The 21,184-nt window shown below is 40.7% G+C and carries 22 protein-coding genes; 11 read left to right on the plus strand and 11 right to left on the minus strand.

Annotation, left to right across the window (positions count from 1 at the left end):
* Nucleotides 1–60 precede the first annotated feature (60 nt).
* Together BMY70_RS18310 and BMY70_RS18315 are read left to right on the plus strand one after the other, a co-directional pair.
* Nucleotides 61–807, plus strand: coding sequence for a DNA-formamidopyrimidine glycosylase family protein (locus BMY70_RS18310; protein ID WP_090337695.1), 747 nt, complete (start codon nt 61–63; stop codon nt 805–807).
* Nucleotides 808–914: 107 nt separating this feature from the next.
* Nucleotides 915–1,979 carry a phosphatidylinositol-specific phospholipase C1-like protein gene (locus BMY70_RS18315; protein WP_090337698.1) on the plus strand — a complete coding sequence of 355 codons (1,065 nt, stop codon included), beginning with the start codon at nt 915–917 and terminating at the stop codon, nt 1,977–1,979.
* Nucleotides 1,980–1,985: 6 nt separating this feature from the next.
* On the opposite strand, the gene BMY70_RS18320 is transcribed toward BMY70_RS18315, so the two are convergent.
* The 6 genes from BMY70_RS18320 to BMY70_RS18345 form a co-directional block, all read right to left on the minus strand.
* Nucleotides 1,986–2,489 (minus strand): PPC domain-containing DNA-binding protein, encoded by a 504-nt coding sequence (locus tag BMY70_RS18320; RefSeq protein ID WP_090337840.1) that lies wholly within the window; start codon nt 2,487–2,489, stop codon nt 1,986–1,988.
* A gap of 181 nt (nt 2,490–2,670) precedes the next feature.
* Nucleotides 2,671–4,911: a M28 family metallopeptidase gene (locus BMY70_RS18325; protein WP_090337699.1), complete on the minus strand. Its 2,241-nt coding sequence runs from the start codon at nt 4,909–4,911 to the stop codon at nt 2,671–2,673.
* A 133-nt stretch (nt 4,912–5,044) separates the two neighbouring features.
* Nucleotides 5,045–5,425 (minus strand): catalase-related domain-containing protein, encoded by a 381-nt coding sequence (locus BMY70_RS18330; RefSeq protein WP_090337701.1) that lies wholly within the window; start codon nt 5,423–5,425, stop codon nt 5,045–5,047.
* Nucleotides 5,426–5,765: 340 nt separating this feature from the next.
* Nucleotides 5,766–6,494 (minus strand): pirin family protein, encoded by a 729-nt coding sequence (locus tag BMY70_RS18335; protein WP_090337703.1) that lies wholly within the window; start codon nt 6,492–6,494, stop codon nt 5,766–5,768.
* Nucleotides 6,491–7,066, minus strand: a complete 576-nt coding sequence (locus tag BMY70_RS18340) for a hypothetical protein (RefSeq protein WP_177197062.1) — start codon at nt 7,064–7,066, stop codon at nt 6,491–6,493. The genes BMY70_RS18335 and BMY70_RS18340 overlap by 4 nt, the downstream gene beginning before the upstream one ends.
* Nucleotides 7,067–7,118: 52 nt before the next feature.
* Nucleotides 7,119–7,853 (minus strand): dioxygenase family protein, encoded by a 735-nt coding sequence (locus BMY70_RS18345; protein ID WP_090337705.1) that lies wholly within the window; start codon nt 7,851–7,853, stop codon nt 7,119–7,121.
* A gap of 148 nt (nt 7,854–8,001) precedes the next feature.
* Between BMY70_RS18345 and BMY70_RS18350 the strand changes: the two genes are divergently transcribed.
* The 3 genes from BMY70_RS18350 (at nt 8,002) to BMY70_RS18360 (ending at nt 12,221) form a co-directional block, all read left to right on the plus strand.
* The gene (locus BMY70_RS18350; protein ID WP_090337707.1) at nt 8,002–8,802 is read left to right on the plus strand and encodes a 5'-nucleotidase, lipoprotein e(P4) family; all 801 of its coding nucleotides are present in this window, start codon (nt 8,002–8,004) and stop codon (nt 8,800–8,802) included.
* Between the two features lie 53 nt (nt 8,803–8,855).
* Nucleotides 8,856–10,241 (plus strand): alpha-L-fucosidase, encoded by a 1,386-nt coding sequence (locus BMY70_RS18355; protein WP_090337708.1) that lies wholly within the window; start codon nt 8,856–8,858, stop codon nt 10,239–10,241.
* 171 nt (nt 10,242–10,412) lie between these two features.
* Nucleotides 10,413–12,221, plus strand: coding sequence for a hypothetical protein (locus tag BMY70_RS18360; RefSeq protein WP_090337710.1), 1,809 nt, complete (start codon nt 10,413–10,415; stop codon nt 12,219–12,221).
* Nucleotides 12,222–12,271: 50 nt separating this feature from the next.
* Here the strand turns inward: BMY70_RS18360 and BMY70_RS18365 are convergent, their stop codons facing one another.
* Nucleotides 12,272–12,676 carry a hypothetical protein gene (locus BMY70_RS18365; RefSeq protein WP_090337712.1) on the minus strand — a complete coding sequence of 135 codons (405 nt, stop codon included), beginning with the start codon at nt 12,674–12,676 and terminating at the stop codon, nt 12,272–12,274.
* Nucleotides 12,677–12,728: 52 nt separating this feature from the next.
* Nucleotides 12,729–13,292, minus strand: a complete 564-nt coding sequence (locus BMY70_RS18370) for a Crp/Fnr family transcriptional regulator (protein ID WP_090337714.1) — start codon at nt 13,290–13,292, stop codon at nt 12,729–12,731.
* A 247-nt stretch (nt 13,293–13,539) separates the two neighbouring features.
* Between BMY70_RS18370 and BMY70_RS18375 the strand changes: the two genes are divergently transcribed.
* Together BMY70_RS18375 and BMY70_RS18380 are read left to right on the plus strand one after the other, a co-directional pair.
* Nucleotides 13,540–14,232, plus strand: a complete 693-nt coding sequence (locus BMY70_RS18375; RefSeq protein WP_090337841.1) for a type 1 glutamine amidotransferase domain-containing protein — start codon at nt 13,540–13,542, stop codon at nt 14,230–14,232.
* A gap of 266 nt (nt 14,233–14,498) precedes the next feature.
* Nucleotides 14,499–15,641, plus strand: a complete 1,143-nt coding sequence (locus BMY70_RS18380; protein WP_090337716.1) for a papain-like cysteine protease family protein — start codon at nt 14,499–14,501, stop codon at nt 15,639–15,641.
* Between the two features lie 96 nt (nt 15,642–15,737).
* Here the strand turns inward: BMY70_RS18380 and BMY70_RS18385 are convergent, their stop codons facing one another.
* Nucleotides 15,738–16,346, minus strand: coding sequence for a hypothetical protein (locus BMY70_RS18385; RefSeq protein WP_090337718.1), 609 nt, complete (start codon nt 16,344–16,346; stop codon nt 15,738–15,740).
* A gap of 176 nt (nt 16,347–16,522) precedes the next feature.
* On the opposite strand from BMY70_RS18385, the gene BMY70_RS18390 reads away from it, so the two are divergent.
* Both BMY70_RS18390 and BMY70_RS18395 read left to right on the plus strand, forming a co-directional pair.
* The gene (locus tag BMY70_RS18390; RefSeq protein WP_090337842.1) at nt 16,523–17,131 is read left to right on the plus strand and encodes a Crp/Fnr family transcriptional regulator; all 609 of its coding nucleotides are present in this window, start codon (nt 16,523–16,525) and stop codon (nt 17,129–17,131) included.
* Between the two features lie 53 nt (nt 17,132–17,184).
* Nucleotides 17,185–17,886: a hypothetical protein gene (locus BMY70_RS18395; protein WP_090337719.1), complete on the plus strand. Its 702-nt coding sequence runs from the start codon at nt 17,185–17,187 to the stop codon at nt 17,884–17,886.
* A gap of 83 nt (nt 17,887–17,969) precedes the next feature.
* Here the strand turns inward: BMY70_RS18395 and BMY70_RS18400 are convergent, their stop codons facing one another.
* Both BMY70_RS18400 and BMY70_RS18405 read right to left on the minus strand, forming a co-directional pair.
* Nucleotides 17,970–18,302 (minus strand): YegP family protein, encoded by a 333-nt coding sequence (locus tag BMY70_RS18400; protein WP_090337721.1) that lies wholly within the window; start codon nt 18,300–18,302, stop codon nt 17,970–17,972.
* Between the two features lie 115 nt (nt 18,303–18,417).
* Nucleotides 18,418–19,260 (minus strand): AraC family transcriptional regulator, encoded by an 843-nt coding sequence (locus BMY70_RS18405; protein ID WP_090337723.1) that lies wholly within the window; start codon nt 19,258–19,260, stop codon nt 18,418–18,420.
* A gap of 122 nt (nt 19,261–19,382) precedes the next feature.
* On the opposite strand from BMY70_RS18405, the gene BMY70_RS18410 reads away from it, so the two are divergent.
* Both BMY70_RS18410 and BMY70_RS18415 read left to right on the plus strand, forming a co-directional pair.
* Nucleotides 19,383–20,255 carry a 3-keto-disaccharide hydrolase gene (locus BMY70_RS18410; protein WP_090337727.1) on the plus strand — a complete coding sequence of 291 codons (873 nt, stop codon included), beginning with the start codon at nt 19,383–19,385 and terminating at the stop codon, nt 20,253–20,255.
* Nucleotides 20,256–20,517: 262 nt separating this feature from the next.
* Nucleotides 20,518–21,087 carry a Crp/Fnr family transcriptional regulator gene (locus BMY70_RS18415; protein ID WP_090337729.1) on the plus strand — a complete coding sequence of 190 codons (570 nt, stop codon included), beginning with the start codon at nt 20,518–20,520 and terminating at the stop codon, nt 21,085–21,087.
* The last annotated feature ends 97 nt before the right edge of the window (nt 21,088–21,184 follow it).

Consider the following 21,184-nt stretch of genomic DNA (forward strand, 5'->3'; position numbering starts at 1 on the left):
GATTATTGATTTAGACGACTGAACGATATCAAAATTTTCAGCGAATTAGAAATCAGCAAAATGCCAGAAGGTCCGACAATTGTGATTTTAAGACAAGCTATTGAGGAATTGAACCTCAAAGGTGAAAATATCGAATTTGCAGAAGGAACGGCAAAAATCGATATAGAAAGGGTAATAGGTCAGAAAGTTATAGATTTCAGATCTTGGGGAAAACATTTTTTGATTTGTTTTGAGGGATTTACGCTGCGCATTCATTTTATGCTTTTCGGGTCTTACCTGATCAACGAGCGGAAAAAGATGCAGGTCCGTTTAAGCCTTCAATTCGAAAAAGCAGAGCTGAATTTTTATGCCTGTTCGGTGAAAATACTGGAACAAAATGCAGAAGAAATTTATGATTGGGAAGCCGATATCATGTCCGAAAACTGGAATAGCAGAAAGGCAGAGGAAAAATTGGAAAAAGCTTCTGACATGTTTATCTGCGACGCCTTACTTGATCAGAAAATTTTTTCAGGCTCCGGAAATATTATCAAAAACGAAGTACTGTTCAGAATTCGTGTGCATCCGCTGAGTGTGCTGGGGAAAATTCCGGAAGCTAAACTGAAAGAAATGGTAAGAGAAACACGCGCTTACAGTTTTGATTTTTTGGAATGGAAAAAGAAAAATACTTTAAAAAAACATTGGCTGGCCCATACGAAGAAGATCTGTCCGCGTTGCCTGATTCCATTTCATAAAGAATATCTCGGCAAGACTAAAAGAAGAAGTTACTACTGTACGAATTGTCAGGTTTTATATGGCGGCAAAAAATAATATTCTGATGACATTCAGTTCATAGTTGAATTCTTTCTTTGCCGGGTAATAGCATCCTGTATTTTGCTTTTAAAAATACGAAAACGTAAATCGATCAAATTCTTTCTATGAAATTTCTGTCAAGCCTGCTCCTGATTTCTATTTTGTTTTTTGTGAAAAATGATGAGCTGGATAATCTTCCTATGAACAGGATTCAGGTAATCGGTTCTCATAATAGTTATAAAAAAGCGATCGATCCGGCGTTATTCAAAGTGCTGCAACGGAAAGATTCAGTTTCGGTGAGCAAAATTGATTATGAACATGTGAGTATAATCGACCAGCTTGATATGGGCTTGCTGAATTTGGAAATTGATATTTATGCGGATGAAAAAGGCGGGAAATACGCTAATCCGAAAGGATTAAGCTGGGCAGAGGATCAGAAAGACTTTGATCCGGACGGAACAATGAAAGCCCCTGGCTTTAAGATTTTTCATATGGTGGATATCGATTTTCGCAGTCATTACCTGACGTTCTCTGATTTTTTGCAGGCACTGAAAAAATGGTCAGAAGCGCATCCTGATCATAATCCTGTTTTTGTTACGATGGAAGCAAAGGATGATGCGTCCAAAAATGCGGAATTGACAGTTCCTGAGAAATTTTCATCGAAAACTTTCGATGAAGTTGATAAGGCGCTTATTGAGTATTTAGGAAAAGAACATCTGATTGTCCCGGATATGGTCAGGGGAAAATACGCCACCCTTGAAGAAGCTGTTCTAAAAGCCAATTGGCCGACCTTAAAGCAGGCAAGGGGGAAATTTGTGTTTATTCTGGATGATAAAGGAAGCAAGCGGGATATGTATATCGCCGGCCATCCATCGCTGAAAGGGCGTGTGCTGTTTGCCAACGCTGATCCGGGAACGCCCGAAGCGGCTATTCTTTTTAGAAACGATTCGAAGCTGACGGAAATTAAGGACCTTGTAGAAAAGGGATATATCATTCGTACGAGGGCCGATGCGGATACGCAGCAGGCCAGAAACAACGATAACAGCAATTTTATAGCCGCGTGCAACTCGGGCGCTCAGATTATCACCACCGATTATTATTTGAAAAGTACCCATTTCAAATCGGATTATGTGGTGAATTTTGAAGGGAAAGCTTTCTTTAGAATAAATCCGGTGTTTAAGCAGCAATAGAATTAATTACTTATTTCCCAAATTCAAAACATTCGCTCCTAGTGGCTGTTCCATCACTCTTTCCAGTTTTTTATCATGAAGGGTTATCATAATTTCGACAGAACCTGTACTGACTGTCGCCGCCAGCATATGTCCTCCGAAAGCTTGAAAACTTTTATCTGTCACCACACCGTGCACATGAAGTGATACCTTCTCTTTTTGCCAGGCGACGGAACCGTTCATGCTTGCCATTTCTACTTCGCTGAATTCTCTGGGATCATATTCTTTCGTTTCCTTGTTGAAAAATCCAAATCGGGCATTTACGAAACCCATTCCTGTAAAATTTGCAGACTTGATTTTCTCCTTCATTGCCAACGTTTCCAACTGCTCAAAAATATCATCCCCCTGACGTAAAACCATGAGATAACCAGCCGGAACTCTGATATATCTTTTCTGTGAATTCGTATTCTGCGCGGGTGCATTCTGAACAAAAAAGGTGATTGATAAAAATAATAAAAGGAGATATTTCATGATTTTGATGGGTTGTTGATAAGATGTTTTCAAGATTATATCACCAAAATCATTCCATGCTTTTTTGTCGTTAAAGGAAACGTTGGCTGTTTTCAAAAGCTTTGAATTAATAAAAAAATGCCCGGCCATTATGAATTCATAGTGGCCGGGCATATAGCCTTTGGATTTTTCTTAATGCAATTTATTTCAACAAAGCAGTGGCTTTGTCAATTTCAGCGCTGAACGATTTTAATACGTCGCTGACGCGTTGAATGCCGGATTCAGCTTCTGTCCAGTTTTTTTGCTCAATTGCTTCGCGGATCATGGGCAGGGTTTTTACGCCATAACCGGTATAAAATCCGGGAGCATAGATCTGATGCTTATACCAGGGACGTCTTGGTAAACCTGCATCGTTGATCAAAAAACGCTCTGTTTTGTATAAAATCTGATTCAGCTGAGCTAATTTTTCCGCCGGAACCGCTGGCATTTTAGTACTCGCCTGGGAATATGCAGAAGCGCTTTTTTCCAAAACAGCCAGTGCATTTTCCAACGGAGCAAAATTCAGATAAGGGACGGAAACCATTTCTTTTGGTTTTGTAAAAGGCTCTTTTGGATCGGCGGTAAGTTCAAAACGATTTTCTTTCACCAACTTGTTGTGGTCATCTGATTTCGTTCGAACCGCTTCAAGGTCGCGTTTTATTTCAGTCGCGTAGGTCTGGACGGTATTTGAAAAGTTACTAAAATCGAATGGAAGTACCTCAGCATTGGCAAATCTCAAAACAGAACGTCCCATCGTTTTCGCCAAAGTAGCACCATAGGCGAAATCTCCATCTTTGAAACGGACATAGTTGTCGTAAGAATCATAAATGGAGTGATAATCTCCGCCGGCATCTTCACCGCCAAAACCAACGTTGATCGAAGCGATACCCAAATGCTGGATGAACGGCGTGTAATCTGAGCCTGAACCAAGAGCTCCTATACGAATATCCGCTCTTGTTTTCGCATCCTGCCTGACCGTCGGATTTCCTTCAACCATCATTCTGGAACGTAAACGGTCAATAATTGGGATATTTCTTTCAGGATCAATAACGTCCCTGCCAACCTGATTTACAAATTTTTCTAACGTATGCGATCCGCCGGCACCTAAAAATCCGCGGCCGTTCCCGTCTGTGTTCAGGTATACCACCGTCTTTTCCGATAACGTTTTTTTGTATTTCTCAACCCATTCTGTTGAGCCTAGCAATCCTGGTTCTTCACCGTCCCACCAGCAATAAACGATTGTTCTTTTTGGTTTCCAGCCAGTTTTAACCAGTTCTCCTAATATTCTTGCTTCTTCCAGTTCCGCAACCGCGCCGCTTACAGGATCGCTCGCTCCGAAAACCCAGGCATCGTGGTGATTACCGCGGACGACCCATTGATCAGGAAATTCACTTCCTTTTAATGTGGCGATGACATTATACGCAGGAACTATATCAAAGTTAAATTCAAGTTTCAAATGAACCTTCGCCGGCCCCGGACCCACATGATAGGTGATCGGTAAAGCTCCACGCCAGGACGCTGGGGCAACCTGCCCGCCAAGTGCTTTTAACAATGGCAAAGCGTCTCCATAGGAAATGGGTAAAACAGGAATTTTCATCATGCTCGGCGCATCTTTTACCGACAGGCGAGGGTTATCTTTATCCGGAATAAAGCCGTTTGACAAAGGATCGCCGGGAGCCAATGGTAAATCGACAACAGAACCGCGCTGTGCTCCGGCGTCGTTTTTAAAAGGACCTTTTGGATAAACTTCTCCCTGGAAAAAACCGTCTTCTTTTGGATCAGAGTAAATAATACACCCGATTGCTCCATGCTCGTAAGCTACTTTGGGTTTGATACCACGCCACGAATTACCATATTTAGCGATAACAATTTTCCCTTTTACGTCAATGCCAAGTTTTGCAAGCTCTTCATAGTCGTCCGGGATTCCGTAATTGACGAACACAAGTTCCGCCGTAACGTCGCCATCCGCAGAGAACGCGTGATACGGAGGGAGTACGTCTTTCGTTTGGCCGGAAGTAGCGTCTTCTTTTACAGCGCGTTCAGTCAGGGAAGCTTTGAATTTTGTAGGTTCGGTCAACTCTAATATTCTAACTTTCGGAGTTGGAAATAAAACATGGACGGTGTCCAAATGCGCCTCAAAACCCCAGGAAGTTAGTTTGTCGCGTAGAAAGAGTGCATTGTTCAAACCATACGCAGAACCGAGCTGATGCGGATAAGCAGTCATTCTTTTCATCCAGTCCCGCAGGTTATTGACCTGTAATTGTTTGTCAAAAGATGTCTCCAGCTCGATTTCCTTCTTTGCGGCGTCAGCACCAAAACCGATTAAGGATTGTGCATAAACGGGACTGAATAAGACTTGTGAAAAGAAAAGCGCAGGAATTGTTTTTCTGAAAATTTGTTTCATAAACGGAGCGAAAATTAAATTCAGGTAAAGGATAATCCTAATATAGTGATAATTAGGAACCTGATTTTCTCAACTCCGTAAATTCATATTTTTGATGGTATTGTTTCAATACCGAGCATTATTAAATTTGAGTTTACTGCAACAGCACTGCCGATATCCTGACATTTAAACCATGCGCAACATCAAGCGCCAGTTTTGTATCAATCTTGAAAAAACGGCCTATTTTTTGTTTTAAAATAAGCTCGCTTTCAGGTCCATCAATACGCTTCATAGCACTGACAATGTTTTCAACCAAATTTTCCCGGTCGTCAGCTGATAACATTTCCCTGAAAAAAATGCCGGAAAGACGAAAATTCTGGTCGTCTTCGCTATAACAATTAGCGACATTGAGACCCATCAATAAGGAGGTATTTCGTTCGTCTGCTTTGCTGTTGCAGCAGCTTCCCGAACATTTATCCAGGCATCTGGCTGTTTCTTGAAAACTTTTAGGCTCCGGTTTCGCAAGTATATTCATTTTCAGTGCTCATTTAAGATCTGTTGAATAATCAGATCGATGATCGTAATAACGAGAGCAAAGGCCCGCTTCACCCTCGTTGAGTATATTACCATTTAATAGACAATACAAAGTTATATTACCCCTATGCCTAAAACGATTGCTGTTTTATGGTAATGATGGTACAAATCAATGTATTTATCTTCGTCGCTGGTTATTGCGATTTCTTTTAATTAATACGTGATTAATTAAACAATCGATTCAAGAGAATCACATAAATCTATTACAACGAATGAAAAAGCCTGTCAAAATGGTTTTGACAGGCTTAGCTTACTAATATTTTTTGCTCTTGGCTCAAATTTTACAAATCAGTTCTATCAATACTCAGCTCCAAAATCAGAATAATTGCGTCATTCGACAGGGCCTCAAATTCTAATTCTTCAGGATTCCATAACGATAAACCGTCCCGCGATTCCATCAAACGATTTTGAACTTCAAAAGCGCCCTCTATGATAAAAACAAAAATTCCGTTTTCCGGATTTTTAAGCTTATAAATTCCTTCTTCTCTTCCACCATACTTGCCAATATATGCGTACGCCTCTTGTTGAATTTTCAAGCCCTCATCTTTCGGTGAAAAAAGTGGAACAAGCTGATTTTTCGTGTCAAGTTCAATCGTTCCTTCCTGATTTCCAGCAACAAAATTTGGATTGTCATTTTTTAGCCAGAGCTGGATAAAGCTGACCAATTCTTTATCGTAAGGATTGGTGATTTCATAATTCATCGAGTTTTCTGCAGAAAAAATCTGCAACTGGCCCGCTTCCAGAATTCCGGGTTCTCCCAGGCTGTTATGAAATTCCACCGCACCAACAACAGGAATCAAAATTACCTCCGTGTTTTGTTCAAGTTTCATGATACAGCTTTTTCCGGCTGCGAGGGTATCATCATTTAATACCTGCAAATTTCCGAACGGCACTCTGAATTCATCCTGATAAGAACCGAAATTAAACGTATGGAAACTTCGGAACCATGATAATTGAGAAATTCCGCGTTGGGCGGCCAGATATATTTGTCCTTTTGTCTGCGTGATCATAACGGGCTGTTTTCAGATGATGAAATCAGATTATCTTCTTTTTGCCTGACTGCTGGTGAACTAAGAATCACGCTGGAAATATTCAGATAAGGCTGTAAAGAAATCATTTCAGTTTCCACTTCTTGCCCGCATTTCAAAGCTTCCCGCTGATCGCCATAAGCCAAAAGTAATTTTCCATCCAGGGTGTCAATCCAGGTGATGGGTTCGGTGTAAAAATAAATTGCCACTTTATGGCTTGCTTTATCCCGCACATCCGAATGAATAATTTCGAACTTAAAATGTTTAAAAGGCAGACATAATTTTCCGTACACATTGGCGACATCGGGTACGATATCTTTGAGTTGACGGATATAATTAATGGCAGCGGTGCTAACCACATAAGTCATGCCTTTGGCGGCAGGGACATTGTCAGAAATTTCCTGAAAAGTATTGTATTTGCCGTTCTGAGTATAAGTTTGGGCCTGCATGAAAAACTCCATCCAGGTATCTTCGAAGACATATTTGTCCCAGGCTTTTTCCGAAGAAGCATCGATAATTTTCCGGTAACACAGCTGAATTATTCCCTTCGTCATGGTTTTTGATCAGATCATTCGAAATCTACGTCGGCAGCGTATTCTGTTTTTATTAACCGTTTACAACAATCGTATGTGTCAAAACATAACCGTCTGTGATACTGCCCGTAAAGGAAGCAAGTTCGGTTCCTACACCGTCGCTAAAAACATTGTCGTTAGCATTGGTGGTATCCTGCAAACCGTGACTTTTATAAACACCCTGCGCATAAACCGTATTGTTAATCGTTTGATCAAAAGCAATTTGTGTAACCAAAAGAGAAGTTCCCGAGCTGCTGTAAATGTGTGCATGAATATGCGGCGCGCGACCAGAATACCAGCCTGGATAGATACTTGTAAACGTGACCAAACCGTTTGCGTCTGTCGTTTGTCTGCCCCTTAAAAAGTGGACGCTGGTGTAATTGGTAGACTGCATTCCCGTTCCTCCGTACTCGGAATAGTTACCGGCAGCATCGCAATGCCAGATATCAACGATAGCATTCGCCAACGCCGCACAACTGTTATTTTTATTCTGTATTGTAATTTTAACAGTAAGTTTTGTTCCGCTGCGATCCGATGTGATATCGGTCATGACCAATGAGCTTGGTGTTTTTGTTGGGAAAGGCCCCGCCGTTTCCGTAGCCGTTGTTGTACACGAGCCCGTGGTTGTTCCGGTCGTTGTACCCGTTGTCGTTTCGGTCGTGGAAACAGGATTAACGGTATCGCCGCTGCAAGCACCGACGATCGGAAGGATAAAGGATGTTCCCAACGCCGATAAGAAACCTCTTCTTAAAAATTCTTTACGTTCCATAAGTTTGACAGTTCTGGTTTTTTAGACAATACGTCCCAAAGCAGAAGGTTGTTGCTGAAAGCGATTAGTTTGAGGTAAAGCACTGGAATGTTGCGGTAAATTCGGAAATTTATGAGTTGCCTTTGTGATAACTTATTTACTTTGCCCTATGAAAAAAATCTTCATTATAATCGCAGCGGTGGCGCTGGGATGTTCCACTTCCAAACAGCCATCAACTACTTCCACAAATTCCCTGAATCTTACAGCCGACGGGAAATTATTCGCAGCATTATTCCAACAGCGCGCCGCTGAATATAAAGCATTGTGTTTTCAGGCATTTAACATCGCACATGTACGCGTCGACGAAGCTTTATTACAGCCTCAGTCAAAGCCATTGGCAATTGTCACGGATATTGATGAAACAGTTCTGGATAATAGCCCTTACGATGTGAGGCAGTCGCTTGTCGGAAAAGATTATGAGCAAAAGTCGTGGGAGCAATGGACCGGGCTTTCGAAAGCAGATACCGTTCCGGGCGCTTTGTCTTTTTTAAAATATGCTGCTTCAAAGGGTATAAAAGTATTTTATCTGACAAACCGTGCAGAAGCCGAACGTAAAGGAACACTGGAAAATCTGGTTCGTTTTGGCTTTCCTGATGCAACGAACGATCATTTGATTTTAAAACAAAACGTATCTTCCAAGGAATCCAGAAGACAAACAATTGCTGAAACGCATAACATTATTATGCTGATGGGCGATAATCTGGGCGATTTCAGTGCTTTGTTTGATAAAAAATCCGAAGCGGAACGCATGAAAAATACCTATGCTTCTGCCGCTGAATTCGGAAAAAGATTCATTGTTTTGCCAAATTCTGTTTATGGAGATTGGGAAAATTCAGTTTATCAATACAACACCAAGCTGACAACCTCCCAAAAAGATTCAATCATCAAAAATCTGTTGAAAAGCTACTAAGCCAACAAACGTGACAATCCCTGACTATCCTTGACAACTCTTGAACCAATTTTATGCTAAATCGCTTCCTTATCCTACTTATTTTCCTTGCACCAATTGCCGCCCAATCCCAAAATCCTGCGAAGCCATTAAGCCAGCTTCAGCAAGAATTTATTAACCTTCGTTTTGGAATGTTTATTCATTACAATATTCCCACTTACATGGATCAGGACTGGCCCGATCCGGATGCTTCTCCTGCCATGTTTAATCCGACTAAACTGGATTGCAATCAATGGGCTAAGGCGGCTAAATCTGCGGGGATGTCCTATGGCTGTCTGACAACAAAACACCATAGCGGATTCTGCATTTGGGATACGAAAACCACGGATTACAGCGTGATGAACAGTCCGCTGAAGCGTGATGTGGTAAAGGAATATGCAGAAAGTTTTCGGGCAAATGGTTTGAAAGTGATGCTGTATTATTCGATTCTGGATACGCATCACAAGCTTCGTCCGGGACATATCGAAAAGAAACACGTGGATATGGTAAAGGCGCAATTGACTGAATTGCTGACTAAATATGGCGAGATTTCTGCATTGATCATTGATGGCTGGGATGCGCCGTGGTCGAGAATTTCCTATGACGATGTGCCGTTTGAAGAGATCTATACTTTGGTGAAAACGTTGCAGCCAAATTGTTTGCTGATGGATCTGAACGCAGCAAAATATCCGAAAGAAGCGCTTTATTACACCGATATCAAATCGTATGAACAAGGTGCCGGTCAGCATATTTCGAAAGAAACCAATCAGTTGCCCGCACTATCGTGTCTGCCGATTAATAGTGCATGGTTCTGGAAGAAATCTTTCCCGACATCTCCCGTGAAAAATCCGGTTGATCTGGTAAACAATAATCTGGTTCCGTTTAATCAGGCATATTGCAATTTCATTTTGAACGTCGCCCCAAACCGTGACGGATTAATTGATGATAACGCTTTAAAAGCGCTGGAACAAATGGGGAATACCTGGAAAAAGGGGACTGTGCCAAAACTTGGAAAGATGGATGCGCCGATTATTTCGTCCAATGTAGCCAAGCATCAATCTACAAATTCGAGCTGGAGCGAAGATATGGATATCATGGATTTTGCCAATGACGATAGTTTTACCACGTCCTGGAAATCGAATAAAGAAGTGAAAAATCCATGGTTTGAGATTGATTTTGATCAGGACAAATCTTTTAACATGATCACGATTGCCCAGGGAGGAAATGCAGTAATCAAAAAATACCGTGTTGAATATTTTGGAAACGGTACCTGGAAATCCATTCAGACGATAACCGGTCCTGAAAAAATAAAAACCCTTCGTTTTGACAGAGTCTGGGGAGGAAAAGTGAGAATTTTGATAGATGAATTTACAGCTCCGCCAGCGCTGGCAGAAGTTGGCGTATACAACGAAAGGAGATAGTAGACTATTAAGTTAAGGAGAGTCCGTTTATCAGTTTCTTGCTGGCAAACGGGCTTTTTTACCAATAATACTGCATGATTTTAATCATGAATAATGCGAACTGAAATCAATTTTTCTCTTGCTGCTTCGATATAGTTTTGGATCGTGAATTTATTACTTCCAGCAAATATCATGATTCAGGAAAATACAGCGCATACTTTTCATATACCCGTTTTAGGACTGGGATATTCTGTCGATACACCTATGAAAGTTTCCCATCTGGGCATTTCTTCCGTCGCCTCGATCGTCGATGATGAAATGATCGAGCGGATGAGGAAATTTCATACACTGAAAATTGGCGAAAACTTTGAGCCGATCTATTCCGGAGCAGAAGACTTCAGAAGCCGGCGTATTACCGCATATCTCGATTTGATGGAAAGAATTGTGAATAAACAATTCAATTCATTAAAAGGGCTGCCTTTTGAAGAAGGTAACGAAATTGTCAGATATTTTGAACTTCTGCCAGAAACATCACAGCTTAAAAAACGATATGTTGAGATGTTGACTTGCGAGGATGCCGGACAGAAACTTGTATTGGAAAAGGAGTTGCGTGCAAATCTTAGAAAAGGTGCGATTGACGTCAATATTATGTCAAAAGTGGATAAGCTGAACCGGGATGTTCATGGAGAAATGTTGCCGGATGAATTTTCGGATGCATCGGCTGCCTTGCGTGGTTTTGCCAACAGCACATTGACTTCCTCACTGATTCTTTCGGCAGGAATGAATCCAAGATTATATAATTATCTGGAAAAATTCGAAGATTTTTATCCCAATAAAAACGGTGATTTTAGAAAAAAAATAATCCTGAAAGTGAGCGATTTCCGGTCGGCTTTTATTCAGGCGAAATTTCTCGCCAAGAAAGGCATTTGGGTTTCTGAATTTCGGATCGAATCAGGTCTGAACTGCGGCGGACACGCTTTTGCTACCGAAGGTTATTTATTAGGCCCGATTCTGGAAGAGTTTAAAACGAAAAAAAAAGAAATGATTTCCGAGCTTTTCGGATTGTACAACGTGGCGCTTGTTGCAAAAGGATATGAAACAGACAAAATTCCTGGTCAAAGGATTACCGTTCAGGGCGGGATCGGCACTTCGGAAGAAGATCGTTTTTTGCTGAATTATTATGAAGTCGATGCGACAGGCTGGGGAAGTCCTTTTTTGCTTGTGCCGGAAGTTACCAATGTGGATAATGCCACTTTAAAGGATCTGGCGGAGGCAAGCAGCGAAGATTATTATATCAGTAATTCTTCTCCTCTGGGCGTTTTATTTAATAATTTTAAGAAAAGCAGTGCTGAAAAAGAGCGTTTACAGCGCATCGCAGCAGGAAGACCGGGAAGTCCTTGTCAGAAAAAATATCTGGTTTCGAATACAGAATTTACCACGGAACCGATCTGCACAGCTTCCCGACAATACCAGCATTTGAAAATAAAACAACTTGAAATACTGGAACCCCGCCCGGATGATTTTCAGGAACAGTTTAATCTGATCACTGAGAAACTTTGTCTGTGCGACGGACTAAGCACGTCTACCTTGCTAAAAAATAATCTCATCAAACCAAGAGAGAATAAAGCGGTTTCGATTTGTCCGGGGCCTAATCTGGCCTGGTTTTCCAAGGTTTATTCTCTGGACGAAATGGTGAATCACATCTATGGGAAAGTGGATCTGCTCAGTCAGGCGAAGCGTCCGAATATGTTTATAAACGAGCTGAATTTGTACGTCGATTATTACAAAAAGGACGTTGAAATGAACGCAAAAAAGCTGAATGAAAAGAAGAAAAAATATCTTCAAAAGTTCAGCGAACAACTGATGATCGGCATTGATTATTATAAAAATCTTATACCACAGTTTGTGAATCAAACGCAGGCTTACAGAGATGAAATGATCGGCCAGTTAAAGAATATTGAAGCTGATTTGCTTCAATGTAAATTGGAAATAGCTTCATAGCGCTCAGACAACCGGTGTTCTCCGGGAAAATTACCGGTTTGTCTGCTTACTTATTTTTCTTTGATCACCAGGTAATCATTCCGTCCAAGGGTTAGAAAATATCCCATGATCAAAAACGCGGGTGCATTGAACCAGATTAAATATCGTATGCTGAAAAATGTGACAGCGATAAAGTGGACAATAAGAACGAGGGATAAGGAATTAATAATCAGATTTCCATATTTAAAAATGTCAACAGATAGGGATTTTGTTTCATTTTCGTCGATTGTAAAAGCCAGTTCCTTACTTCCATACCATCCGGATTTTACGCTGATTTTATGACTTCCGGTGGGAATATCGAATTCTGACGTTTCACCGTTATACATTACTCCAAGCTCTTGTCCATTATCAAAGACGCCGATTTTTTTTGTTCGCCTATTCCATGATCTGGTAAGTGTTACCGTCAATTTTGGCATTTATTTATATGGTTAGGTTTTTTATTCTGACAAAAAATTACACAAAAGGAGATCATGCTGAAAATCGGCTCAATGTTTCTCTTGAAACACCAAGATATGAAGCCATCAGCGTTTTTGGTACCCGTTGATATAATTGCGGATATTTTTCGATCAGGTGCATGTATCTTGATCTGGCGTCAAATTTGAGAAATGATAAAATCCTTTGCTGCAAGCCGACGTAACCCGTATTCGTTTTTATCCTGAAAAAATGCTCCATTTTATGCATTTCTGAGCAAAGTTTGTTTTTATTAGAATCGGTCAATACTAAAACAATAACATCTTCAATGCAATCAATGTTCAGGGTTGCTTTCTCATGATTGTTGAAAGCCTGATAATCTGTAACCCACCAGTTTTCCATAGAGAATTGAAGAATATGTTCTTTCCCATCTTCGTTCAGATAAGTGGATTTGAGCAGGCCTTCCAAAACAAAATACTCCTGATCCACATCATTTCCTTCCTGCACTACATACTGATGTTTTCTGAATTTCTTCAATTCAAAATGAGAGAGAATATAGTCAAACTCGGCGTCCGAGAGTGTGATGATTTCCTCAATATGTTTTCTTAATCGTAAACTCATGTTGTTTAACTGATCTATTTTAGAGATCGATTTTAAAATTTAAACGCCATTCCAGACTGGCGGGTGTGATGTTTGTCACAGCAAAACAGTGATCTATCTCCTTATCCTCATCGCACATTCTTAGTGACCTTTGTAAAAAGAAACCTCTATGAAAATCACAACATTTTTTTTATCACTTTGTTTGATTCCTTTCATTGTAAATGCGAAGGGACCTGACACAAATTTAACTAAACAAATGACGAACCATATGAAAACTAAAAAAGTCCTTTTTGTGGTAACCTCTTTCGATCAGGTACCCAACGGAACAAAAACAGGGATCTGGATTGAAGAATTTGCTTCTCCTTATTATTTATTGACAGCAGAAGGAATCGAAATTACGATTGCTTCGCCAAAAGGAGGCAAAGCACCGATTGATCCGAAAAGTACAAGACCTGAATTTACGACTGAATCAGTTAAAAGATTTTTCGCCGATGCCTCTGCGCAGGAAAGACTGAACAATACCGTCGCTTTGAAAGATATCGATGCTACGGAATATGATGCTGTTTTTTATCCTGGCGGTCATGGTCCGATGTGGGATCTTCCTGAAAATCCAGCTTCGATCCATATCATTGAATCATTTTACAAAGCAGGAAAAACTGTTGCCCTGGTATGTCATGCGCCGGCAGCTTTGAAAAATGTGAAAAGTGAGAACGGTGATCCTTTTGTAAAAGGTAAAAAAGTAGCGGGATTTACAAACACCGAAGAAATTGCCGGGAAATCAACGGGCGAGGTTCCGTTTATGCTGGAAGATATGTTGGTGGAAAGTGGTGCGGATTATCAGAAAGGAGCGGACTGGCAGTCATTTGCGGTAAGTGATGGCGTGCTGATCACCGGACAAAATCCTGCATCAGCAGAAATTGTTGCTGAAAAAATTATTTCTGCTTTGAAGACGGTGCAATAATCAGAGCAGGTCAATTACGAATCAGGAGACTGCCATCAGGCGGTCTCTTTTTTTGTCAGGATTTATTAAATTAGGACTACGCCTGCTGCGGGTATAAGACCAAAGCAATATGTAAACAAGTTAGGTTGGGATAATAAGGCAGATATGATCTTGGGTGGATAAACATCTTCTCCGATTTTTCTGCACTCAATGTTTCCGCGATTTATTCACTTTACGACTAAGATTAATATTGATAAACTCTTTTGTTAATCTTAATCGGAAGTAAAATGGATTTCTCAAATCTCAGTTCAAAACAAATTCTGACTCCGGTCGAGCAAAATTTTCGTGTTTTTAACTGGTTTTACCAGTCGAAAATTCTCAACTTTAATATGGAGCTTCAGACTCAGTCAAATTGGTGTTGGGCAGCTACGTCCAAAAGTGTTTCTCATTTTTATGCAAAACTTTTAAACCCCTGGACACAGTGTAAAATTGCGAGCGCCGAGCTTGGACAAACCTGTTGTACGTCACCCGTTCCAGGGCCATGCAACGTTCCCTGGTATCTGGACAGAGCCTTATCGCGAACCCAGAATTTTGTTTCTTTTGGCGGACAAATGAGCTGGTCAGATGTGAAAGCACAGGTTGATCAGGGACTTGTGGTCGGAACACGGATTGGCTGGAACGGAGGAGGCGGACATTTTATGGTTATCTACGGAGTTTCGAAGATTTTAAATACCGAATACTTTCATATCGACGATCCGATTTATGGAAAAAGTATATTAACTGTGTCACAGTTCAGTACTAATTATCAGGGAAGCGGGAGTTGGACACACAGTTATCTCACCAAAAAACATAGTTATCTCATGTGGCTGAAAGACCTTGTAGTAAAAGCCGAATGGTTGAAACCAATTCCGGAGTTTCGTCCGATTCTAAAAATGCAGTATCCACAGCTTGAAGTGGAAAAGAAAACTGCTGATATTCAATTGAGTTTTCCACACTTTACTTACACAATTGGATTAAAGGACATTGGCCGGGAAATGGATTTCAACAAAGAACCCGGCTCCGTCCGTGTGATTGAATTTGAAAAAGAACAGCCGATAGCACTGTATGATTTGTCGACAGACGACGCAAATCCTGAATTGATACAAGCCAATACAAATACAGATTATATCAGCAAAGTAGAAAGGTCCGTATCGTTTTTGAAAGAAAATCTGAAAGAAAGACGGGAGGAAGGCGAGTTGAAATTATTGAAATTTCCAGCTTTGAACGCAGAGGCACTTTGGATCAATTATGAGGGTTCTAAAAATGATAATTTCTATTTCGTACGAGGATTTGACGTTCCGGAGGGAATTCTGGATCAGGGGAGTTTTAATGAGACATTGAACAAACTGAAAGAGAATGCGGAGAGACAGGATGAGATGATGGGTGCGTAAATAATCAATTATCAAAATAATAAAAAAGGGCTAAGAGCTGGTTTATTGCCGGCTTTTCGCCCTTTTTTGATGAGTGAAATTTGCAAAGCATGTAGCTCAATATGTTTCTATGACCTTCAGCTTGTTTCTGTTATTCACTGGAATGGACGCAAATGAAAGTTTATAGCACACAAATCCGGCTGCCATTAAAGCTGCGCCAACAATAAATGCAGATCCGTCTGTCGTAAAACGTTTGTCGTCAACGCCCTTATTTACATAGTCTGCCCCAATGTAAAGCAAACCAGCTATCGGAAAATAGTAGGAAGCTTCTGTCACGAAAGGAATTCGTTTGGAAACTTTAAATAGCCGGATATCTTTCAGCATGATTTCCCTGTAATCCATTTTCCCTGTCGCTTCGTTTGCGATTGTCAATGAAGTATCAGAAATACTAATGATCGCAGATTTAAATCGTATTTTTTCATTTCTGGTCCTAAACTTGACCACATCTCCCGGAAAAAACCGGTAGCGTCTGAATTTGCCTACTCTGGGCGCAGCATCCAAAACAAGATATTTCTGGCCCGCATTTCCCGAGATAACTTTGTTTACGTTTTGTTTGAAAAACAATTCTTCGCTGTTTAATGCTTTTTGGCGATCATATGCATCTTGTGACCAGGCATACGAATTCAGAAGGGTCAAAGCGAGAATAATGAAAAAATTGTTCTTCATGGAAAAACGAGCGGTTATGTAGGAAGGTATTCGTTAAAACGCGCAGTAATGTTGCATTATTACAGGCTTTTTGTAAAAGGGCACATTCCGGACTTTAACTGACCCGGATAATTCCAGTCTGAAATCTAATTATTTACGAACTTGCGACATCACGAAAATTCCGGAGGATGAAAGTTATGAACAAACAGCCACTCACAGATTTTATTCAGAGTACAATGCCTGTTCCGACGCCCGTAGTGGATAAAATTACAGCACATTTTGAGGAAAAAGCTTTTAATAAAAATGACTATTTTCTCAAAGCAGGAAGCGTCAGTAACGAGTATTACTTTCTGGCAGAAGGTGTGATGCGAGCCTTTACTTTCGATACGGACGGCAATGAAGTGACTACTTATTTCTACACCAGAAACAGGGTTGTGTTTGAAGCATCGTCGTTTTTCATGCCTACGATTTCGACCGAAAATATTCAGGCGCTGACGGCATGCGAAGGTTATGTAATTACATTCGATAACCTGAATATACTTTTTCATTCGATCCCGGAGTTCAGGGAATTTGGCCGGGCAATGCTGGTCAGAGAATTTGTTGCTTTTAAGCAGCGTACGCTTGCGATGATTAACAAAAGTGCGGAAGAGCGTTACGAAAGCCTGATTACCACGGAGCAGGAGATTTTTAAATATGCGCATCTCAAATACATCGCCTCCTATCTTGGGATAACCGACACCTCGTTGAGCAGAATCAGGAGGGAGTTTGCAAAAAAAGAGTTAAAGAAAGCACATTTCTTGCCATAGGATAAGTAGATTCCGTTTGGCAATGTTGTCCTTTGCGCTTAAACTTCTACGCAATGGAAAATCTACCTTTTTACGTTTATCTGGTTTTTGGGATAACAGTTTTTGTCGGCGTGTTCTTATTTTTTAAGGCAGCACATTACTCAAAAATATTTCTTGCTTTACTTGTTATATGGATTGTATTTCAATCAGTTATCAGTATTTTAGATTTTTATGCCACTACTGATTCCACGCCTCCGAGAGTTGCTTTACTACTAATTCCACCCTTGGCGATGACAATTATACTTTTCTCAATCCGACGAGGAAAAGTATTTATTGATGGGTTGGATATAAGGACATTAACACTTTTTCATGTCATCAGAATTCCTGTTGAGGTGACATTGTACTGGCTGTTTCTACACAAAGCGGTACCGGAACTTATGACTTTTGAAGGCCGGAATTTTGATATTCTTTCCGGTATTTCTGCTCCGGTTATTTACTATCTGGTTTTTGTAAAAATGAAACTAAGTAAGTCTGCACTTCTGATATGGAATTTTATTTGTCTGGCTTTGCTGCTCAATATTGTTTTCAATGCTTTGTTATCGATTCCAGGCATGTTTCAAAAGTTTGCTTTCGACCAGCCCAATATCGCGGTTCTGGCATTTCCGTTTGTATTTCTGCCATCCGTGCTTGTGCCTTTGGTATTGTTTTCACATCTGGCAGCGATCCGGTTGGTTTTGCAGGATGAAAACCTGACTGTAAAACTCAATAATGAATAGGATTAGATGTTATAGAATATTTTTACATTTTCTGAAAACTCACAGAAACCAAGCCCTGCGAGTTTTCAGAACAAGAATATATACTAAACCGTCTGATCGTCAACCGTTCCATCTGGTCCGTTTTTCTTCACGGACTCAATTCCATTATCTCTTCCTGATTGGCTTTCGTACATTTCGCTGCTGCCAATGATCTGGCCGTTCGTGGCTTTCAGGCTGAAAAAGTACTTGCCGTTTGAGGAAGTTTTCTTTTCATAACGCGCATCATCCGTTGAGTTTTTCTTTACGGATTCTATCCCGTTTTCGCAGGAACTTTTGGCACTGTATCCTTCGCTCGCCAGAATAACCTGGCCATTGTCCGCTTTTAGGTTAAACTGAAATTCACCATTCGCACGCTTGGTTATCACATACTTGCCCATAATAAACTGGTTTTGTGTATAGAATTTTTTACGGTAGTAAGTAAACGTTTTGGTTTAGAAAATGCAAATTTTCTTCCGATTTTGAATATCTGAAAATTAACGCGGTACTGTAATTCTAATCTACATCCATTCTCCTGAACTCCGTTGGGGTATTTCCGGTATATTTCCTGAACTGTTTGCAAAAATGGCTTTCATCCGTATATCCAAATTCATCAGCAATTTCTGAAAGTGATAGCTGGCTGTAAAGCAGCCGGGCTTCGATGAGTTTGATCTTATGTTTGATGATATATTGCTTCAGAGATTCGCCGGTTTGTTTTTTGAAAAAGATGCTGATATAGGCAGGTGCATAATTGAAAACTCCGGCGAGATGTTCCATCGTCAGTTCCGTCGGATTGTAAATATGCTGCCTTATGTATAACAAAATCGGTTCGACTGAATCTTTTAAAATTTCTTTTGATCGTGTTTGTCCAAACAAATTTCTGGCAAGAATAACCATCATACTTTGCATCAGACTGTCACGAATGATTTCGAAATACTGCGATTGATGATCTTCATATTCTCTTTCCAGAATCGTCAGCAGGCTGTGAAGTTTCTGTTTTTCTATTTTATCTTCAACGATGGAACCGCGACTTTGGGAAGAAGTGTAAAGCAATGCTTTCATGATTTGCTGCCACGGATTATCTTTTTCTATTAAGTGGTTTTTATTAAATAATTCATTGAAACGAATAAAACAGAATTCTGTCAGATCTTCAATTTTGAAATCGTGAAAATCTTCCGGCCCTAAAAGAAACACATCACCTTTTTTATAGTTGAATGTATTCCCGTTGATATTGTGCACACCCTTTCCTTTTAGTATAAAAATAATCTCGAAGTAGGTATGCTTATGCACCGAATGCATCCACTGCTCAGCCTCAAAGTGATAAATGTTGAAAGGAGTATGAAGTATATATCGTTTCATAAAAAGGGATAACAGAGCGACAAACGTACCGATAAATATTAGATTTTTACAACGAATCGAAATTTACGCCTGGTTAGCTTTGTATCAGCATAGCCAGTTATGCTGATAACAGTTGCTACTCTATGAAACAAATTTTCCTTCCAATTCTTATTTTTATATGTGTTTTTGCACTTTCTTCCATGAAGAAGGCCGATGAGTGGACAGTGCTCCTGGACAAGGATTTGTCGCAATGGGAATCTTATTTAAGTTATCGTCACAAAAATGGCTATAATGGAAAAATACCGAAAGATATCTCGGGTGCCGATATTGCACCGATTGGCTATAACAAGGATGAGACCCATGTTTTTTCAGTGTTAAATGAGCCCGGTGGGCCCGTGCTGCGGGTAAGCGGTGAAATATATGGCTGCCTGATTTCCCGGGAAGTGTACAAAAACTACCATCTGAAACTTCTCGTGAAATGGGGAAAGGATAAGTTTGAGCCGAGGAAGGAGAAGTTGCGCGACTCAGGTATTCTTTATCATTCCATCGGACCTGCCGGTGCGGAATATTTTCGTTCATGGATGCTTTCGCAGGAATTTCAGATCATGGAAGGTCATATGGGCGATTTCTGGTGCCAGGCCAATTCGGCTATTGACATCCGTTCGTATCCTTCGGAAGGTGTCATGAACAGGGTTGCCGACGAAAAACAGCCCTTTGGAGTTTTCAAAAGTGGCAGCGATTATTTCTGTCTTCGCTCTGTTGATTATGAAAAACCGGCCGGAGAATGGAATACGCTGGAACTGATCTGTGTCGATGGGAAAAGTCTGCATATCGTGAACGGGCATGTGGTGATGGTGTTGAAAAATTCTCGCTATATTGAATCTGATGGAAAAGAAGTGCCGATGACCAGCGGCAAAATCCAGCTGCAAAGCGAAGCCGCCGAGGTTTTTTATAAAGACATCCGAATCAAACCGCTCTCAGCCATGCCGAAAGAATACGAGAAGCTGTTTCTCTGAAATATTCGCTCGCTCCGATTTGTAATCGGGGCGTTGCTGGTTAAGCGTTTGTAACGCGATTAAATAAAATAGCGTTACAAACGCCAAACAACTCAACCCCGATTGCAAATCGGGGTTAGCGGTAAAGAAATCATTACGAAAGCACTTCCGGCTTTGTTATATGATTTCTAATCACGAATTTTAAAGCAAGAAAAAATGCCCGGGCCTAACAATTATCCGAACTTTAATATCTGGCAACCATCTGAAAGCCGAAAGCCAAAAAATGACCGACCTCGAACAATACCTCCATTCTTATTTCACTTTTGATCAGGACGACCTTATGAAAGTGTCTGCGCTGTTCAAAAAGAAAACTTTGAATAAAGGTGATTATTTCCTGAAAGCTGACAAAAAGTGTAATCAGCTGTGTTTCATACAATCCGGGCTTTTGCGGATTTATGCGGACGTCGACGGCAAGGAAGTGACGCAGTGGATATCGACCCAAGGTTATTTTGTAGCCGATCTGTCGAGTTTGCTTTTCCAAACGCCGTCGCGCTGGAATATGCAGGCGCTTACGACCCTGGATATATTTGTGATTGAAAGGGCGGAGTACAATAGACTTGGAGAGATTATCCCGAAATGGCCGGAGACGGAAAAGTTATTTCTTGCACATTGTTTCAAAATGATGGAAGACCGGATTTTTTCATTTATCTCCATGACAGCCGAGGAACGATACCATTTTTTCTTTGAGAAAAACCGGGAGATTTTTAATCAGGTACCGCTGCAATACCTTGCTTCCATGCTGGGTATGACGCCCGAAACCATCAGCCGTATCCGGAGAAAGCAGTTGATGTAATCCCGTAAAATAAACTACCCCAAAACTCCTTATTTTCCCAGCAAATCCGTTTTCTTGATTTTTATCAAGTAGCTTGCTCTGGCCGACCAGTACATTT

This window comes from Dyadobacter koreensis (genome assembly GCF_900108855.1).
Lineage (GTDB): Bacteria > Bacteroidota > Bacteroidia > Cytophagales > Spirosomataceae > Dyadobacter > Dyadobacter koreensis.